This window comes from Streptomyces sp. A5-4 (assembly GCF_051131715.1).
In the GTDB taxonomy this organism is placed as follows: domain Bacteria; phylum Actinomycetota; class Actinomycetes; order Streptomycetales; family Streptomycetaceae; genus Streptomyces.
On the sequence record NZ_CP178591.1, the window covers coordinates 3,670,667 to 3,687,414 of the forward strand.

11 protein-coding genes, 2 tRNA genes and 1 other RNA gene are annotated in these 16,748 nt (G+C 70.7%); 8 read left to right on the forward strand and 6 right to left on the reverse strand.

Annotation, left to right across the window (positions count from 1 at the left end):
* Positions 1–116 precede the first annotated feature (116 nt).
* The 5 genes from ACLLJJ_RS16835 to ACLLJJ_RS16855 all read left to right on the forward strand — a co-directional run bounded on the left by ACLLJJ_RS16835 (position 117) and on the right by ACLLJJ_RS16855 (position 4,310).
* Positions 117–1,088: an ABC transporter ATP-binding protein gene (locus ACLLJJ_RS16835; protein ID WP_434591931.1), complete on the forward strand. Its 972-nt coding sequence runs from the start codon at positions 117–119 to the stop codon at positions 1,086–1,088.
* Complete coding sequence (locus ACLLJJ_RS16840; RefSeq protein WP_434591934.1) at positions 1,085–1,906, forward strand: ABC transporter permease; 822 nt, start codon at positions 1,085–1,087, stop codon at positions 1,904–1,906. Before ACLLJJ_RS16835 ends, ACLLJJ_RS16840 begins: the two co-directional genes overlap by 4 nt.
* A gap of 34 nt (positions 1,907–1,940) precedes the next feature.
* The gene (locus ACLLJJ_RS16845) at positions 1,941–3,545 is read left to right on the forward strand and encodes a histidine kinase (RefSeq protein WP_434591936.1); all 1,605 of its coding nucleotides are present in this window, start codon (positions 1,941–1,943) and stop codon (positions 3,543–3,545) included.
* Complete coding sequence (locus tag ACLLJJ_RS16850) at positions 3,542–4,213, forward strand: response regulator (protein ID WP_434591938.1); 672 nt, start codon at positions 3,542–3,544, stop codon at positions 4,211–4,213. Before ACLLJJ_RS16845 ends, ACLLJJ_RS16850 begins: the two co-directional genes overlap by 4 nt.
* 24 nt (positions 4,214–4,237) lie before the next feature.
* A tRNA-Gly gene (locus ACLLJJ_RS16855) sits at positions 4,238–4,310 on the forward strand.
* 63 nt (positions 4,311–4,373) lie between these two features.
* Here ACLLJJ_RS16855 and ACLLJJ_RS16860 read toward each other — a convergent pair.
* From ACLLJJ_RS16860 to ffs, 6 genes are all read right to left on the reverse strand, one after another.
* Complete coding sequence (locus tag ACLLJJ_RS16860) at positions 4,374–5,273, reverse strand: phosphoribosylaminoimidazolesuccinocarboxamide synthase (protein ID WP_434591941.1); 900 nt, start codon at positions 5,271–5,273, stop codon at positions 4,374–4,376.
* A 114-nt stretch (positions 5,274–5,387) separates the two neighbouring features.
* On the reverse strand, positions 5,388–6,905 hold the full coding sequence (locus ACLLJJ_RS16865; protein ID WP_434591943.1) for a N,N-dimethylformamidase beta subunit family domain-containing protein: 1,518 nt from the start codon (positions 6,903–6,905) through the stop codon (positions 5,388–5,390).
* 630 nt (positions 6,906–7,535) lie between these two features.
* Positions 7,536–9,407 carry a hypothetical protein gene (locus ACLLJJ_RS16870; protein WP_434591946.1) on the reverse strand — a complete coding sequence of 624 codons (1,872 nt, stop codon included), beginning with the start codon at positions 9,405–9,407 and terminating at the stop codon, positions 7,536–7,538.
* 410 nt (positions 9,408–9,817) lie between these two features.
* Positions 9,818–11,071 (reverse strand): phosphoribosylamine--glycine ligase, encoded by a 1,254-nt coding sequence (purD, locus tag ACLLJJ_RS16875; protein ID WP_434591949.1) that lies wholly within the window; start codon positions 11,069–11,071, stop codon positions 9,818–9,820.
* A gap of 63 nt (positions 11,072–11,134) precedes the next feature.
* Positions 11,135–13,288, reverse strand: coding sequence for a DNA polymerase III subunit gamma and tau (locus tag ACLLJJ_RS16880; RefSeq protein ID WP_434591952.1), 2,154 nt, complete (start codon positions 13,286–13,288; stop codon positions 11,135–11,137).
* Between the two features lie 43 nt (positions 13,289–13,331).
* Positions 13,332–13,430, reverse strand: an RNA gene (ffs, locus tag ACLLJJ_RS16885) — signal recognition particle sRNA small type.
* 98 nt (positions 13,431–13,528) lie between these two features.
* Here ffs and ACLLJJ_RS16890 point away from each other — a divergent pair.
* The 3 genes from ACLLJJ_RS16890 to ACLLJJ_RS16900 all read left to right on the forward strand — a co-directional run bounded on the left by ACLLJJ_RS16890 (position 13,529) and on the right by ACLLJJ_RS16900 (position 16,747).
* A tRNA-Ser gene (locus tag ACLLJJ_RS16890) sits at positions 13,529–13,613 on the forward strand.
* Between the two features lie 379 nt (positions 13,614–13,992).
* Positions 13,993–15,558, forward strand: coding sequence for an N-6 DNA methylase (locus ACLLJJ_RS16895; RefSeq protein ID WP_434600441.1), 1,566 nt, complete (start codon positions 13,993–13,995; stop codon positions 15,556–15,558).
* Positions 15,551–16,747, forward strand: coding sequence for a restriction endonuclease subunit S (locus ACLLJJ_RS16900; protein ID WP_434591955.1), 1,197 nt, complete (start codon positions 15,551–15,553; stop codon positions 16,745–16,747). Before ACLLJJ_RS16895 ends, ACLLJJ_RS16900 begins: the two co-directional genes overlap by 8 nt.
* The last annotated feature ends 1 nt before the right edge of the window (position 16,748 follow it).

Sequence of the window (16,748 nt, forward strand, 5' to 3'; positions counted from 1 at the left end):
GGCCCCGGTCCACGCGACCGGGGCCTTCTTCGTGTGCCCGCCCCGATGACATTTGTCATGAGCTCCGATGACAGCGCGCACTGCTGCCGACCGCCACCGGGCGGAAGTCTGGAGACATGACCACCCATGAGTACGTGATCGAGGCCGAGGAACTCGGGCGCACCTACGCCGGCGGTTTCGCAGCCGTACGTTCCCTTTCCTTCTCCGTGGCGCGCGGTGAGCTCTTCGCGCTGCTCGGCACCAACGGCGCGGGCAAGACCTCCACCCTGGAAATGGTCGAGGGCCTGTCCCGGCCGAGCGCGGGCCGGGTGCGGGTGCTCGGCCACGACCCGTACACCGAACGCGCCGAGGTCCGGCCCCGGATCGGCGTGATGCTCCAGGAAGGCGGCTTCCCGTCCGAGCTGACCGTGCGCGAGACGGGGCGCATGTGGGCGGGGTGCACCAGCGGCGCACGGCCCGTGGACGAGGCGCTGGACCTGGTGGGGCTCGGCGGGCGGACGGGCGTACGGGTGAAGCAGCTGTCCGGGGGTGAGCGGCGCAGGCTCGACCTGGCGATGGCGCTGATCGGCCGGCCCGAGGTGCTCTTCCTGGACGAGCCGACGACCGGCCTGGACGCCGAAGGGCGGCGCGACACCTGGGAGTTGGTGCGCGAGCTGCGGGACAACGGAACAACCGTCCTGCTCACCACGCACTACCTGGAGGAGGCGGAGCAGCTCGCCGACCGGCTGGCGATCATGCACGAGGGGCGGATCGCCGCCGAGGGCCGCGTCGACGAGGTGGTGGCCGCGTACCCCGCGCAGATCTCCTTCGAGCTCCCCGACGCCTACCACCTCGGAGACCTGCCGCCACTGCGGGAACTGGGCGTCACAGGACACGAACTGAAGGGCGGCCGCAGGGTGCGGCTGCACACCGCGACGCTTCAGCGGACCGCCACCGGGCTGCTGGCCTGGGCCTCGGACTCCGGGGTCGAGCTGCGCGGGCTCGATGTGCGGTCCGCGTCGCTGGAGGAGGCCTTCCTGCACATCGCACGGGAGGCGAAGACGGGTACGTCCGGAACGGCGGAGCGCGAAGAGGTGGCCGCACGATGAGCACAGTGACCACGATGGATCCGGCGGGCACGAAGGGCGGGTCGAGCCGGGTGCGCACGACCGCGACGGGCCGGGTGGCCGCGCTGACCCGGGCCGAACTGACCCTGCTCGTACGGCACAAGGCGGTCCTCTTCACCGCGCTGGTGCTGCCGGTCGCTCTGACCTTCGCGATGCGTCCGGTCTTCGACGACATGGACCTGGAGAAGGCCGGACTGACCATGGGGTCGGCGGTGATGCCGATGGCCGTGGCGTTCGTGCTGCTCTTCGGGGTGTACTCGGCGCTGGTGACCGTCTATGTGGTGCGGCGCGATGAGCTGGTGCTCAAGCGGCTGCGCACCGGGGAGCCGGGGGACGCGGAGATCCTGACTGGCACGGCGGTCGCCACGATCGCGGCCGGACTCGCGCAGTGCGCGGTGCTGGTCGTCGCGGGGGCGGCCGTCCTCGGCATGGAGATGCCGGAGAACCCCCTCCTCGTGGTGGTCGGGATCCTGCTCGGCATGGTGCTCTCGGGCACGCTGGCGGCGGCGACCACGATCCTCACGAGGTCCGCGGAGGGTTCGCAGCTCACGATCATGCCGATGATGCTGGTGTCGATGGCCGGCTCCGGAGTGGTCGTGCCGCTGGAGATGCTGCCCGACAAGCTGGCCTCGATCTGTGAGCTGCTGCCGCTGTCGCCGATAGTGGAGCTGGTACGCGGCGGCTGGACCGGACAGCGGGGGGCCTACGAGGCACTGGGCGCCGTCGCTACGGCGGTGGCGTGGACCGTACTGTCAGGATTCGCCGTGCAGAGGTATTTCCGGTGGGAGCCGAGGCGCTAGCGCCGGGAGCGTGCGGACGAGTGTGGGAGCGGGCATGAGGCGCATCTGGCGCAAGCGGAGCCAGGCCGAGCAGCTGGACCTGTACATGCGCGTGACGCTGTACGTACTGCCGTGGTCGTTCATGGCCGGCTTCCTCGTCCCCCTCACGGTCTCCCTGGACGGGGAGCCCGGCGCCGTCGCCCTCGGGCAGAGCCTGTTGGTGCTCGGAGTGGCCCAGTGCGCGGTGGCGATGGACACGATGCGACGCGCACTCGCGCACTATCTGGACGCGGCGCCCGTTCCCCGCCTCTCGGCGGGCGTCTCCCTGGCACTGGGTGCCTGTGTGACAGGGCTGGCGGTGGCCCTGCAGTCGTCCGGCGCCATCGGTGACGGGGCGGCCCTGGCCCAGATGCTGCCGTTCGCCCTGGTGCCCACCGCCCTGTCCGTGTACATGCTGTCGACGGTCCGACGGCTCGTTCTCTGGACCGTCGCGCTCGTGGCGGCCCTCGCCGGGGTGATCGTCGCGGTCGGGGAGGACACCGGACTCGCCGTGGGTTGCGCGCTGGCGGTCCTGATCATGGCGCTCGTCGCGCTGCTCGCGGCGCGGCCCACGGCCTGGTTCCTGTCGCTGATCTGGGAGCTCGACCGGGCCCGGGGCGCGCAGGCGCGGCTGGCGGTCGCGGAAGAACGACTGCGGTTCGGGCGGGACATGCATGACGTCATGGGCCGGAATCTGGCCGTGATCGCGCTCAAGAGCGAGCTGGCCGTACAGCTGGCGCGGCGCGGCAAGCCGGAGGCGGTGGACCAGATGGCCGACGTGCAGCGGATCGCGCGGGAGGCGCAGCGCGAGATCAGGGATGTGGTGCGCGGTTACCGCGAGGCCGATCTACGGGCCGAACTGGAAGGTGCGCGTGGGGTGTTGAGGGCGGCGGGCATCGACTGCCGAGTGAGCGGCGACGAAGGCACGCAGCACCTGCCGCCGGCCGTGCAGTCGGCGCTGGGGTGGGTCGTGCGGGAGGCGACGACGAATGTGCTGCGGCACGGGGACGCCAGTATCTGTGTGATCTCGCTGGCGGCGACGGGCGAAGTGGCCACGCTGATCGTGGAGAACGACGGGGTGGCGGTGCGGGCGGAGAGCGCGCCGAGCACTGGAGACGCGGGCGGCCTGGGCGGCCTGGGCGGCGTGGGCGGCTCCGAAGCTGCGGGCAGCTCCGGGGGCGCGGGGCTCGCAGGGCTCGGGGAGCGACTGGCGGCGCTGGACGGCACGCTGAACACGGGCGTACGGGACGGCGACCGCTTCCGGCTGACGGCGGAGGTACCGCTGGGGCGGGGGGCCGGAGAGGTGCGGGAGGCTCGGGGGGCTGGGGAAATGCGGGAGGCGCGGGGGGCCGGAGAGGTGCGGGAGGCGCGAGATCCGGAGGAGGCCGGGGAGGCGGGGGAGGCGGGGGAGGCCAGAGAGGCGCGGGAGGCCGGAGAAGCGCGGGAGGCCGGAGAAGCGCGCGATCCGCGGGAGGCGTGCGATCCGCGGGAGGCCGGGGAGGTGCCGTTGGAGCAGAGGGTGGCGGGTGTCCGCGAGGTGGCGCCGGACGCGCGGGCGCTCGGCGCCGGTGAGGTGGCCCCGGGCCCGCAGGCGCCGCTGAACCGCGAGGTGCCGCGATGACCACTCCCCCCGGGCCGGCCGAGCGGCCCGTACCGCCCGTACCGCCCGTACCCGGCGTTGTGCCCGTACGGATTCTGCTCGCCGACGACGAGCATCTGATCCGGGGCGCTCTCGCCGCGCTGCTCGCGCTGGAGGACGATCTGATCGTCGTCGCGCAGGCGGCCACCGGGCCCGAGGCGCTGGCGATGGCGATGGCGTACCGGCCCGACGTCGCCGTGCTCGACCTGCGGATGCCCGGCGCCGACGGTGTGAGTGTCGCCACAGCGCTCCGGGTCGAGCTGCCCGACTGCCGCTGCATGATCGTGACCAGCCACGGCCGGCCGGGGCAGCTGAAGCGGGCGCTGGCGGCGGGGGTGCGGGCATTCGTACCCAAGACGGTCAGCGCGCAGCGGCTGGCCGAGCTGATCCGTAGCGTGCGGGACGGAAACCGTTATGTGGACCCGGAGTTGGCGGCCGACGCGATCTCCGCGGGGGACTCGCCGCTGACCGCGCGCGAGGCGGAGGTGCTGGAACTGGCAGCGGACGGGGCGCCCGTCGCGGAGATCGCGCAGCGGGCGGCGCTCTCGCCGGGGACCGTACGCAACTATCTGTCGTCGGCCGCGTCGAAGATCGGGGCCGAGAACCGGCACACAGCGGTGCGCATCGCACGTGAGCGAGGTTGGGTATAGTGAGCTCCGCGCCTTCGGGTGCTCGCGGACGTAGCTCAGTTGGTAGAGCGCAACCTTGCCAAGGTTGAGGTCGCCAGTTCGAACCTGGTCGTCCGCTCAGCGAAGCAAGAAGGCCCCGGTCCACGCGACCGGGGCCTTCTTCGTGCGCTCGGGCCCCTGCTCAGCTCCAGGAGATGCCGGTGAGCAGCTCGTACGCCTCCAGGTACTTCGACCGGGTCGCTTCCACGACCTCCTGCGGGAGCGCCGGCGGCGGCAGCTCCGCCTTGCGGTCCCAGCCGGAGGCGTCCGAGGTCAGCCAGTCGCGGACGTACTGCTTGTCGTACGACGGCTGCGCGTGGCCGGGCTCCCAGGTGGCGGCGGGCCAGAACCGGGAGGAGTCCGGCGTCAGCACCTCGTCGGCGATGATCAGCTGCTCGCCCTCGAACCCGAACTCGAACTTCGTGTCGGCGAGGATGATGCCGCGGTCACGGGCGATGTCACGGGCCCGGCCATAGACGGCGAGGGTCGCCTGACGCAGCTGGGCGGCGGTCTCGGCGCCGGCCTGGCGGGCGACTTCCTCGTAACTCACGTTCTCGTCGTGGTCACCGACGGCCGCCTTGGTGGCGGGCGTGAAGATCGGGGCGGGCAGCTCCGAGCCGTCGACCAGGCCCTCGGGCAGGGCGAGCCCGCAGACCGTGCGGGTCTGCCGGTACTCGACGAGGCCGGAACCCGTGAGGTAGCCGCGGGCCACGCACTCGACCGGCACCATCTTCAGCGACTTGCAGATGAGAGTGCGCCCCGCCCAGTCCGCCGGGGCGCCGGGCGGTAGCTCCGCGGAGATGACGTGGTTGGGGACGATGTCGGCGAGCTGGTCGAACCACCAGAGGGAGAGCTGGGTCAGCACCCGCCCCTTGTCGGGGATCTCCGTGGGCAGCACCCAGTCGTACGCGGAGATGCGGTCGCTGGCGACCATCACGAGGTCGCCCGCCTCGTTCTGGTAGAGGTCACGCACCTTGCCCGTGTGGAGGTGGGTCAGGCCCGGGAGCTGGAGTGGCTCGGGCTTTTCTACGAATCCGGACACGGTTCCTCCGCGTAGGTTGATCCAGGAGCGTTGCTGATTCTCCCGCATGCGGGCCGCGGCCGTCCGGGCGGGTCCTCGGCCCCGTCGCTCCGGCCCTGTCTCTTCGGGCGGTTCTCAGTCCCGTTTGCAGATGTGGTCGAGCAGATTGGCCGTCGCCCGCTGCACCCGGGGATCGACGTGTCCCGGGCGGTCCAGGGCCGGGGACCAGGCGAAGGTGCCCGAGGCGAAGACCAGGGCGCCGCTGGGGGCCCGGTAGAGGGAAGTCTCCTGGTGGCGGCGGGTGCCCGCACCGTCGCGGTACGGCGAGTGGGCGAGCAGGATGCGGCCCTGGTGCTCGGGAAGGGCGGTGCGTGGGAAGTACCGGTCGGCCTCGCCCGCGACCAGGCCGTCGATCTCGTCGTTCTCGACGGCGCCGGTCGCCTCCCACAGCCAGTGGCCCGCGTTCCGCACGACCAAGGGGCGCGGCTCGGGGACTCTCCCGGCGTACTGGATGCCCATCAGCTGCTGCTCGGGACGGTCCGCCTCCCGCCAGAGGGCGGACTTGCCGGGGCCGTGGCGTTTGTGGCAGGTGAGCAGGCGGTCGGCGGTGCCGGACGGCGACGGGCTCAGCTCCACCTGCCAGTACATGGTGTTGGCGGAGAGGAAGACGAGGGAGGTGCCTGCGGCGCGGGCCAGCTCGGCGGTGCGGCGCATCGGGACCGACCAGTACTCGTCGTGCCCCGGGAAGACCAGGCCCCGGTAGCGGGTCGGGTCGATGCGGCCCGCGTGCAGATCGCTGGCGTCGGCGTAGGCCACGTCGTAGCCGTAGCGCTCGGCCCAGCGGATGAAGTCGTACGCGTGACCGACGTGCAGGGGCAGGCCCGCGCCCGCGTAGGGGCGGTCGAAGGAAACCGTGACCGCCGCGTCCTCCTCGCCGAGGAGCCGGCCCATGCTGTCCCACGCGTGGTAAAGGCTGGCGCCCGTGCGGCCGTCCTCGGGGTAGAGGTTGTACGCCTGCCAGGTGATGTCCGGCATGAGCAGCAGCAGGTCGGCGGGGTGGTCGTCGCGGACCGTGAAGGGGACGTGCGAGCGGTAGCCGTCGGCGGTGGTGAGCACGGCGACGTACGCGCCGATGTTCCAGTACGTCGGGATCTGGAGCCGCCAGGAGAGCCACCAGTGGTGGCAGGACACCGTGCGGTCGGCGGTGAGCGGGGGCGGCTGGACGATGCCGGACAACCGCGGGCTGGTGGTGATCTTGGCCGCGCCGTCGCCGCTGTAATGGCCGATGCGGTAGATGTCGACAGAGAACTGCTGCGGCGGGTCCACCGTGATGTGGAAGTCGATCGCCTCGCCGGGCGCCGCGGCGCCGGGGGACACGAAGCCCTTGATCTGCTGGCGTACGTCGTCGGCGGTGCGGGGGGAGCCGGAGGTGGCGTTGCGGGGGCGCGGGATCCTGGCCCCGGTGGCCTGGTCGATGTGGTCGACGTGGTCGCCGTACTCCGGCTGCTCGGCGTACCAGGGGATCACCTGCCCGCTGTCGCCGAAGTAGTGCTCACCCCCGCGCAGCCAGGGGAGCGGCCCCTGCCCGAAGGGATCCGAAACGGCATGCGCGAGGGCCCCCGATTCCCAGCGCCGGCTGTATTCCGCCCCCATGCCGCTTCCCTCCCTCGATCCCCCTGGGCAACAGTGGTGCTCCACCTGTCAGCTACTTGCCCCAGCACATCACATAACGCACGCACTCCGTCACCCTTCGTCGCGAATTGACGTGAACGGAACGTTGGAGTCCGGAGGTTGGGGGCGCGAGCTAGCGAGGGCGGGGGAGTGGGAGGGCCGGAATTTGGCTTGCCGCCGCTGGGGGTACGGGGGTGGGCGGCTGGCGGCTGGCGGCTGGCGCGGGGAACACGCTTGGCGGCGGGCGGTGTGGAGCATGCCCGCGGAGTGGCTGGGGTGCGTGAGTGAGTGAGTGAGTGGCGGTGGGGAGCATGTCCGCAGAGTGGCTGGGGCGGGTGGGACGGCTGGAGCGGGTGGGAGGCTACGGGCGCCCGAGGTGCCGGAAGGCCCGATACGGCTTGAAGGCTGGGCGGCTCGGGGACGGCCGAGGTGCCGCGAGGCTCGGGGCGCCCGGGACGGCTAGGGCGTGCGGGACGGCTGATTACCCGAAAGGCCCGGGGCCGAGGATCTGCCCGCCGTTTCGGGCAGGAGCGGTTGGGGCGCGGGGGATGATCAGCCCCGGGCAGCGAGGATCCGCCCGGCGACCCGATCCGGCGGCGGACCGCCCGCCCCTCAGACCAGCCGGACCGGCTTCTCCGGCCGGACGCCGACCGACGCCAGCCACTCGCGCAGCGGCTCCGCGTCCCCGCCCTCGACCAGGCTCAGCACCCGGCCCGCCAGATCCGCCCGACGCTCACCGTCGACGAGGAGCGTCGGCCCGTCGAGCCAGTCCAGGCCGGGGGCCGCGCCCGCCGTGTCGACAGCGGCGCAGCAGACCATCGCCGTGACGTGATCGGCGAGCAACTCCCGTCCCGTACGCGGCGGCTGGAGCGGGAAGAGCGGGAGGGGGCCCATGTCCCACAGGTCCTCGTCGGTGAAGCCGCTCGGCGCGACGGGCGGCGCCGCCGCCTCCTCGCGGGCCACTTCGGCGCTGATGCACGCGGCGAGCGTCTCCCCCGCCTCCGATCCGCCGCCCTCACCGGCCCTCGTATCGATGCCCTCAAGGGCTTCTTCCAGGTCGCTGCCCACGCCGGATTCCGCGGGGTCGTACTCTCCGGCTTCGGCGTGGTCGTACTCCCCGACTTGCACGTCGTCGCGTCGGCCGGCTTCCGCATCGCTGCCCACGCCGGCCTCCGCGCCGCTGGCCCCAAGGGCTTCCGCGTCCGCGTCGTCACCGCTGTCCTGGCCATCGGCCGCGCCGCGCTCCACCGTCAGGTGTGCGATGACCCGCGCCAGCGTCGGGCCCACCGGATCCGCCGGGTCCGGAGGGCGGCGTACGCCCATCTCGTCCAGGACCCGGTGCAGCCGTGCCGCGTCCGCGCGCCACTTCCGGTCGACGACCTCTTCCGGATACTGCTGCCAGTCGACCGGCGACCAGTCGGGGCCCGGCTCCGCGGGCCCGCCGTGGAAGAGCCGGGCGGCGAGGAGCGACGTGGCCTCGTCGACCGCGCCGGGCTCCTCCAGCAGATCGCACGCGGGGCGCTCGCCGAGCCGGGAGGTGAAGCCCTCGGCGAGGCGGTCGCGCCGGGAGAGCTCGGTGAGGGCGGAGACCACGCCCGCGTCGAGGCGGGACGGCCAGCGGCCCATGCGCCAGGCGGGCAGCGCGACCCGGGTCAGCAGCCGGTCCCAGCCCGCGTACGCGAGGCCGACCTGCTCCTGCGCGACGATCCGCAGCCCGTAGTCCACGGTCAGCGCCCGCTCGGACGCGGCGGCGGCGACGCCCCGCTCCATCTCCGCGGCGTGCACCCGGCAGGCGCGCAGCAGCAGCCGGGACACCCAGCCGACGAAGGCGAGCGGGAGCTTGCGTATCGCGCCCTGTCCGGGCCGGGCGGAGACCGCGACCGCGGCGTCGAGCCCGCGCACGAAGCGTCGGGCGGCGGCTATGTCGGGGTGCGCGGAGGGGCCCGTACCGGCGACGACCGGCGCGAGCACCGCCCGCAGCTCGGCCACCCGCATCCACCACAGGAAGGGCGAGCCGATGACCAGCACCGGCGCGGCCGTCGACCTGCGCCGGCCGGAGGCCGGCTCGGACGGGGACGCCGAAGCCGGATGCGTGCGGTCCTCCAGCCAGCTGTCGCAATCGGGCGTGAGTGCCACGGCGGACGGCGCGGGCACGTCGAGGCGGTCCGCCAGGTCCCGCACCAGCCGGTAGAGATCGGGGGCGGACGACTCGGCGATCTCCACCGTCGGGCTGACGGCCGGCCGTGCCCGCACGATCACGACCGCGATGGCAGCCGCGACCAGCAGCACCAGCACCGCGCCGACGGTCACCGCCCAACGCGCCGCGTCCCAACTACCGCCGCCGATATGGCCCGTGGCGCCTCCCACGAGCAGCACGACGGCGACGGCCGCGGGCAGCAGAGCGACGGCCAGGGCCGTGCTGCGGATCCGCACCACGGACAGCGCCCTGGAACGCGCGGACCGCACGCCCTTCTCCACACTCAAACCGGTACCGGACACAGCCGGACGTCACCCCCTTCGCCCTGCGACGGCTTGCTCACTCCCCCACTGTGGCACCGACCACTGACATCGCAATGCCGGTGGGCCATGTGCCGGAACGCTTTCGCCGCACCCTAGTTGGGGGTTCGACATGCGTCAGCCGGATGGCCCAGCGGTCACTCGATGGAATGGCTTTGGCTAAAGGTGCTGACGTGCGGGGGCCGCGGGCGGGGTTGCGGAAAGGACCCAGCCGTGTCAGGGCCCGGCCCCGACCGGGATGCGGTCGTGCCGGGTCGGGCGGTGCCGGAGTCGGGAGGGCGAGGCCGGGCCAGGCGACGCGAGGGCCCGGCAGTACCAGCCAGGTCGTGCGGGCCCGGCAGTACGGGGCCGGCATAGCCCGGGCCCCGCGGCGGCACTCAGGCCTCGGAGGCCGCCTTCTGCGCGATGTCCGTGCGGTGCTGCGAACCGTCGAGCCGGATCCTGGCCACCGCCGCGTACGCGCGCTCGCGGGCCTGCGTCAGGTCCGCTCCCGTCGCCGTCACGGAAAGGACCCGGCCGCCCGCGCTCACGACGGCGTCGCCGTCCTGCCTGGTGCCGGCGTGCAGGACGTACGCATGGGGCGCGTCCTGGGCCGCCACCGCGTCGAGGCCCTCGATCGGGTCTCCGGTGCGGGGCGTACCGGGGTAGTTGTGCGAGGCGATGACCACGGTCACGGCCGCGTCGTCGCGCCAGTTCAGCGGGGGCTCGGTGTCGAGCGTGCCGTTGGCCGAGCCCAGCAGGATCCGCGCGAGCGGGGTCTTCAGCCGGGCCAGCACGACCTGGGTCTCCGGGTCGCCGAACCGGGCGTTGAACTCGATGACCCGCACCCCGCGCGAGGTGATCGCGAGGCCCGCGTACAGCAGCCCCGAGAAGGGCGTGCCGCGGCGGCGCAGCTCGTCGACGGTGGGCTGCAGGACGCTCTGCATGACCTCGTCGACCAGCTTGGGGTCGGCCCACGGGAGCGGGGAGTACGCGCCCATGCCGCCGGTGTTAGGGCCCTCGTCGCCGTCGCGGGCGCGCTTGAAGTCCTGCGCGGGCGTCAGCGGGAGGACGGTCACTCCGTCGGTGATCGCGAACAGCGACACCTCTGGGCCGTCGAGGAACTCTTCGATGACCACGTTGTCGCAGGCCAGCGCGTGTGCGCGGGCTTCTTCGAGGTCGTCGGTGACGACAACGCCCTTGCCTGCGGCGAGGCCGTCGTCCTTGACGACGTAGGGGGCGCCGAAGGCGTCGAGCGCAGTGTCGATCTCCTGGGGGGTGGTGCAGACGTAACTGCGGGCGGTGGGGACGTTCGCCGCGGCCATCACGTCCTTGGCGAAGGCCTTGGAACCCTCAAGTCGGGCGGCCTCCCCGGACGGGCCGAAGCAGGGGATACCGGCCGTGCGCACGGCATCGGCTACCCCGGCGACCAGGGGCGCCTCCGGGCCGACGACGACGAGGCCGGCGCCCAGCTCGGTGGCGAGTCCGGCCACGGCAGCACCGTCGAGGGCGTCGACCGGGCGCAGCTCGGCCACCTCGGCGATTCCTGCGTTGCCGGGGGCGCAGTACAGCGCGGTGACGTCGGGATCGAGGGACAAAGAGCGGCACAGGGCGTGTTCGCGGGCGCCGCCGCCGATGACGAGGACCTTCACGGGGTGCAGCCTAGCCCGCGCGCCGGGGTCCCCCTGCCGGGCAGCTCGCCCGGCGGTCCGGCCCTACTCGTTGCTGAACTCCTCGACGACCGTCGCGCCCAGCTCCCGCATGATCAGGTCGTGGCCGGACAGCGCGGAGTCGACGAGGTCCGCGTCGTCCTCCTGCGGTACGTCGTCCTCGATCGCGACCCGGGGCGGCGGCGGCGCGTCCGAGCGGTAGGAGGGCTCGGGCGCCGACGCCTGCGGTGCCTGCTGCCCCTGGGGCGGCCCCTGGGACTGGGGTGGCTGCTGGGCCTGCCTGTCCTGTGACGGCGGTGCGGCGGGCCGGCCCTGGGGGGCGGACGGGGCGGGGCGCGGGGCCTGGACGGGCGGCTGGGCCGGGGCGGGGGGCCGTCCGGCGAAGCCGCCTCCGGCGCCGCCGGGCAACGGCTGGGCGCCGCCGCCGGTCGGGTCGACGAGTGCCTCGACCTTCCACTTCACGTTGAAGGACTCGGCGAGCGCCTCCTTCAGGACGTCCTCGCTGCCGCTGCTCGCGAAGTTGTCCCTCGCCCCGGCGTTGATGAAGCCGATCTGCAGGGTCGTCCCGTCGAAGCCGGTCACCTGGGCGTTCTGACTGAGCAGGATCCAGGTGAAGCGGCGCTTGTTCTTCACGGCCTCCAGGACGCCCGGCCACATGCTCTGCACGTTCAAAATGCCCTGGCCGCCCGTTGTGGGAGCGACGGCCGGGGCGGGCGCGCCTGCCGGGGCCGTCGCAGCGGGCCCGGCCTGCGCGGGCGGCGGTGTCGTGGGCCCCTGTCCCGGCGCGGAGGCCGTCGGCCAGCCACCGGGGCGGCGCGCGGGCTCAGCCGGCGGAGCGGGGGCAGCCGGCGGGACGGCGGTCGCCGGGGCGGCAGCCTGGGGCATCACGGGGGTGGGGACGGCCGGGGCCACGGGCGCGGGCATCACGGGCGGGGCGACAGCGGTCGGGGGTGCGTCCGCCGGTACCGCCGCGTGCGCCTGCGCCTCGGGACCGGGCACGTACCCCATGGCGGGGCCGGGGGCCGCGGCCATGAACGCGCCGCCATTGCGCTCCAGCCTGTCCAGCCGCGCCTGCAACGAACGCTCGTCGTCGAAGGCGGCGGGCAGCAGCACCCGGGCGCAGATCAGCTCCAGCTGGAGCCGCGGCGACGTCGCGCCGCGCATCTCGGTGAGCCCCGTGTTGACCAGGTCCGCCGCGCGGCTCAGCTCGGCCGCGCCGAACACCGAGGCCTGCGCCTGCATGCGCTCCACAACGTCCGACGGCGCGTCGATCAGGCCCTTCTCGCGCGCGTCCGGCACGGCGGCCAGGATCACCAGGTCCCGCAGCCGCTCCAGCAGGTCGGCGACGAACCGGCGCGGATCGTTGCCACCCTCGATGACCTGGTCCACGATTTCGAACGCGGCGGCTCCGTCGCCCGCCGCGAAGGCATCCACGACCGAGTCGAGCAGGGAACTCTCCGTGTAACCGAGGAGGGCGGTCGCCATGGCGTATGTCACACCATCCTCGGCCGCTCCGGCGAGCAACTGGTCCATGACGGACATCGAGTCACGCACGGACCCGGCCCCGGACCGCACGACCAGCGGAAGCACCCCGTCCTCGACGGGAATGCCCTCCTTGCCGCACACCTCGCCGAGGTATTCGCGCAGCGTCCCCGGCGGCACCAGCCGGAAGGGGTAGTGGTGGGTCCTCGACCGAATCGTCCCGATGACCTTCTCGGGCTCGGTCGTCGCGAAGATGAACTTCAGATGCTCCGGCGGCTCCTCGACCACCTTCAGCAGGGCGTTGAAGCCCGCCGGGGTGACCATGTGCGCCTCATCGATGATGTAGATCTTGTACCGGCTGCCCGCAGGGCCGAAGAAGGCCTTCTCCCGCAGGTCACGGGCGTCGTCCACACCACCGTGCGAAGCCGCGTCGATCTCGATGACATCGATGGATCCGGGCCCGGTACGAGCAAGATCGAGGCAGGACTGGCACACGCCGCAGGGGGTGGGTGTGGGCCCCTCCACGCAGTTCAGACAGCGGGCCAGGATGCGCGCGCTGGTCGTCTTTCCACAGCCGCGCGGCCCGCTGAACAGGTACGCGTGATTGACCCGGTTGTTACGCAGGGCCTGCTGGAGCGGGGCAGTGACATGCTCCTGCCCGATGACCTCGGCGAACGACTCGGGACGGTAGCGGCGGTACAGCGCAAGGGACGACACGTATACGAGGTTATCGGGACCCACTGACAACTGTTCCCGCGCAAACGAAAACGCCCCCCACGCACCCGCCAGAGCCCACTTACCCTTGCTGCCTTCCGGCCCTGGGGGAGTTCGGTGAGATAGCGCCACGTGAGGGGCTGTCACCCACCCTAGCCGATGCCCACCCCGGAAAACGAGCCGGGCCCCGGCCCCCGGGATCGTGTTCGCGAGCACTGCCCAACGTCTTGTATTGTTTGCGGCGGAGGATTCGCCTAGTGGCCTAGGGCGCACGCTTGGAAAGCGTGTTGGGGGCAACCCCTCACGAGTTCGAATCTCGTATCCTCCGCACCCGCCCACCAGGGCAGACGAAGGTCCCGACCGCTCAGCGGCCGGGACCTTCGTCGTTCCGTGGTCTCAGTTTTGGTCTCAGTTGCGCTGGGCGGACAGCCGTGGCCCTGACGGACAGCCTTCAGTTGTTCCCTGCCATCGATCAGCTCACCGAGGTCGTGATCGTCGACCACATCGAGGCCAAGATCCTTTTTGGGTGACCAGCACGAGGCTCGCAGCAGTGTGCGCGGCTGCACCAGCCCGAGTCGACTTCGTGAACCGGCCAGCAGAAGAGGGCGACCACGCCCTCACCATCAGAGGGACTAAATAGGATGCCCAGCGGAGACTCCACGGCCTTTAGATCGCCACCCGGACACGAGCAAGGACGACCCCAACTGATGGCAGTGACCCAGCAGGAGATCCAGAGCCGGCTGTGGGACGCCGCCGACGAGCTGCGCGTGGCGATGCCCGAGGCGCAATACTCCTCGGTCGTCTTCCCCCTGATGTTCTGGAAGTATCTGTCGGACACCTGGGAATACAACCACCAAGAGTTCCTGGCCCAGTACAAGGACCTGGACAACCTCTCCGCCGAGGAAGCCCACGAGATCGAGTACCGCGACCACCAGTCGTTCGAGATTCCGTCCATCCACGCCGGCACCGTCCAGGAACGGCGCGCCTCTTGGTCGTCCATCCTCGCCACCGTCGCCCAACATGGCCTCGGCCAGCGGGTTCGCGCTTCCCTCCAAGCCATCGAGTCGGCCAACCCTGACAAGTTCTCCCGTCTGTTCGGGTCCATGACCTGGACCTCCGAAGCAGTGTTGCCGGGGGAAGTGCTGGCGTCGGTCATGCGAGCGATGGACCGCACTCCCAAAATGCACGAGGACAACATGTCCCACGACGTGCTCGGCGGAGCCTACGAGTACCTACTGAAGCGGTTCTCCGACGGGTCCGGTACCCGTGCTGGCCAGTTCTTCACCCCGCGCGAGGTAGTCGAGCTGATCATCGAACTGCTGGCCCCCAAGAATCACGAGTCGGTGTATGACCCGACCTGTGGGTCAGGCGGCATGCTCATCGCCTCCGCAAGCCTCCTGAAGTCCCATGGAGGGCGGGGGTACACACTCAACCTGAACGGGCAAGAAGCAGTAACGGACACCGCCGGTGTGGCCCGCATGAACCTCTTCATGCACAACCTGACCGAGTTCAAGGTCGAGATCGGCGACACCCTGAGGGACCCGCGCTTCAAGAAGCCGGACGGGTCCGTCAAGCAATTCGACGTAATCGTCGCCAACCCGCCCTACAGCCTGAAGTGGAAGCCCTGGGCCAATGACCCGCGCGCCCTCGGCGGCACCGCACCCGCGAAGTCGGCCGACTGGGCGTTCGTTCAGCACATGATCGCAAGCATGGACCCCAAGAAGGGCCGCGCCGGAGTCGTCCTGCCCCACGGCGTCCTTTTCCGCGGCGGCGAAGAAGGAGCTATCCGTCGGCGGGTCCTGGACGAGAACCTCCTCGAAGCCGTCATCGGGCTGCCGGCCAACCTCTTCTACAACACCACCATCCCGACCTGTGTTCTGGTTTTCCGTGCTCCCGGAACCAAGGCCCCAGAGCGGCAAAACGGCGTGCTGTTTATCGACGCCTCCACACACTTCACTAAATCCACCAACCGAAACATCCTCACCGACATTGACATCGCCAACGTGGTGGCCGCCTACCACTCCACCTTTGATGTCGACGGTCATCCCGCCCACCCCGGCGGTCTGGCCGCACGATTTGCACCACATTCGGAAATCGTGGTGAACGAGTACGACCTCAACATCGGCCGGTACATCAAACATGCCGCTGCCGAGCAGGAAGACCTCGGCACCCTCATCGACGTCTACAACGTCGCCCGCGCCGAGCGCCAGAAGGTCGAGCAGCGCATGCTCGCGGTCCTCGCGTCCGCCGGAATCGAGGGATTCGATGAGTGAGCAGTGGGAATGGCCCCGAAAGACGCTCTCAGAAGTTGGAGACTTGGTCCGCGGTCGCCGTTTTACGAAGAACGACTATGTGGAGTCTGGGCTTGGATGTATCCACTACGCACAGATCCACACTGACTTTGAGGCTACTGCGAGGGATCCCCTCACATTCCTAGCTGAAGATTCTCGTGCACGAATGCGCCTTGCCCACTCTGGAGATTTGGTCATTGCCGCGACCAGCGAGAACGTGGATGACGTCGGCAAAGCGGTTGCATGGCTGGGCGACGACGACGTTGCAGTTCACGATGACTGCTACATCTTCCGTCACAATTTCAATCCTGCATACGTCTCATACTTCTTCGCGTCATCTCTGTTCCATTCGCAGAAGATCAAGTACGTATCCGAGACGAAGGTCGTGCGTATCTCGGGTGCGAACCTGGGCAGGATCGAGATTCCCGTACCCCCTCAGCGAATGCAAGAACGGATCGTTGAGGTTGTCGGCGCGGTCGACGATCAAATTGTCGCACTCAGGGACGAAGCAGATGCGCTAGAGGGTGTGTATCGAGCGGCAACATCTCTGCTCTGGCGCACCGCTGAGGGCGGAGAGGCGGAGTCCCAGTTCCTCGGCGACGTGATGCACCTCGATGTCGTGCGGACTCCGATGGACGCGGGAACGACTTACCGCCTCGCTGGAGTACTCAATGCGGGAAAAGGGCTTGTTGACAAAGATACGTTCGACGGCGCGGATACCGAGTACCCCGCGATGAACGTCCTTCGGGAGAACCGAGTGGTGATGCGGAAGCTGACGGCTTGGGAGGGGCCGATCACCGTGGTTCCTGCCAAGTTCGCCGGCTTCGTGGCAAGCAGCGAGTTCCCGACCTTCACTCTCGCCGCTGGCCTCGCCCCCGGGTGGATGAAGCACGTCTGTCGGACACCTCGGCTGTGGGCGGAGATGCAGAGCAGGGTCGTCGGAACCGTGCAGCGCCGTAAGCGCCTCAATCCCGACCAACTCCTGTCATTGGCGCTTCCCATCCCGTCCCGACCTGAGCAGGAGCAGACAGCGGAGGTTCTGGATGCGGTGGAGGGGCAGATCAGTGTGATCCGCACGGAGGCCGCCCGTCTCCGCGGAATCCGGGCGAGGCTGCTGTCGGGGCTGCTGGACGGCACCATCGACATCGAGTCCGCCGAAATGGAGGTTTGAG

Bases quoted from the DNA above. Each gene is read 5' to 3' on its own strand.
- ACLLJJ_RS16835 (WP_434591931.1), top strand. From the start codon at position 117: ATGACCACCCATGAGTACGTGATCGAGGCCGAGGAACTCGGGCGCACC.
- ACLLJJ_RS16840 (WP_434591934.1), top strand. From the start codon at position 1,085: ATGAGCACAGTGACCACGATGGATCCGGCGGGCACGAAGGGCGGGTCG.
- ACLLJJ_RS16845 (WP_434591936.1), top strand. From the start codon at position 1,941: ATGAGGCGCATCTGGCGCAAGCGGAGCCAGGCCGAGCAGCTGGACCTG.
- ACLLJJ_RS16850 (WP_434591938.1), top strand. From the start codon at position 3,542: ATGACCACTCCCCCCGGGCCGGCCGAGCGGCCCGTACCGCCCGTACCG.
- ACLLJJ_RS16865 (WP_434591943.1), bottom strand. From the start codon at position 6,905: ATGGGGGCGGAATACAGCCGGCGCTGGGAATCGGGGGCCCTCGCGCAT.
- ACLLJJ_RS16895 (WP_434600441.1), top strand. From the start codon at position 13,993: ATGGCAGTGACCCAGCAGGAGATCCAGAGCCGGCTGTGGGACGCCGCC.
- ACLLJJ_RS16900 (WP_434591955.1), top strand. From the start codon at position 15,551: ATGAGTGAGCAGTGGGAATGGCCCCGAAAGACGCTCTCAGAAGTTGGA.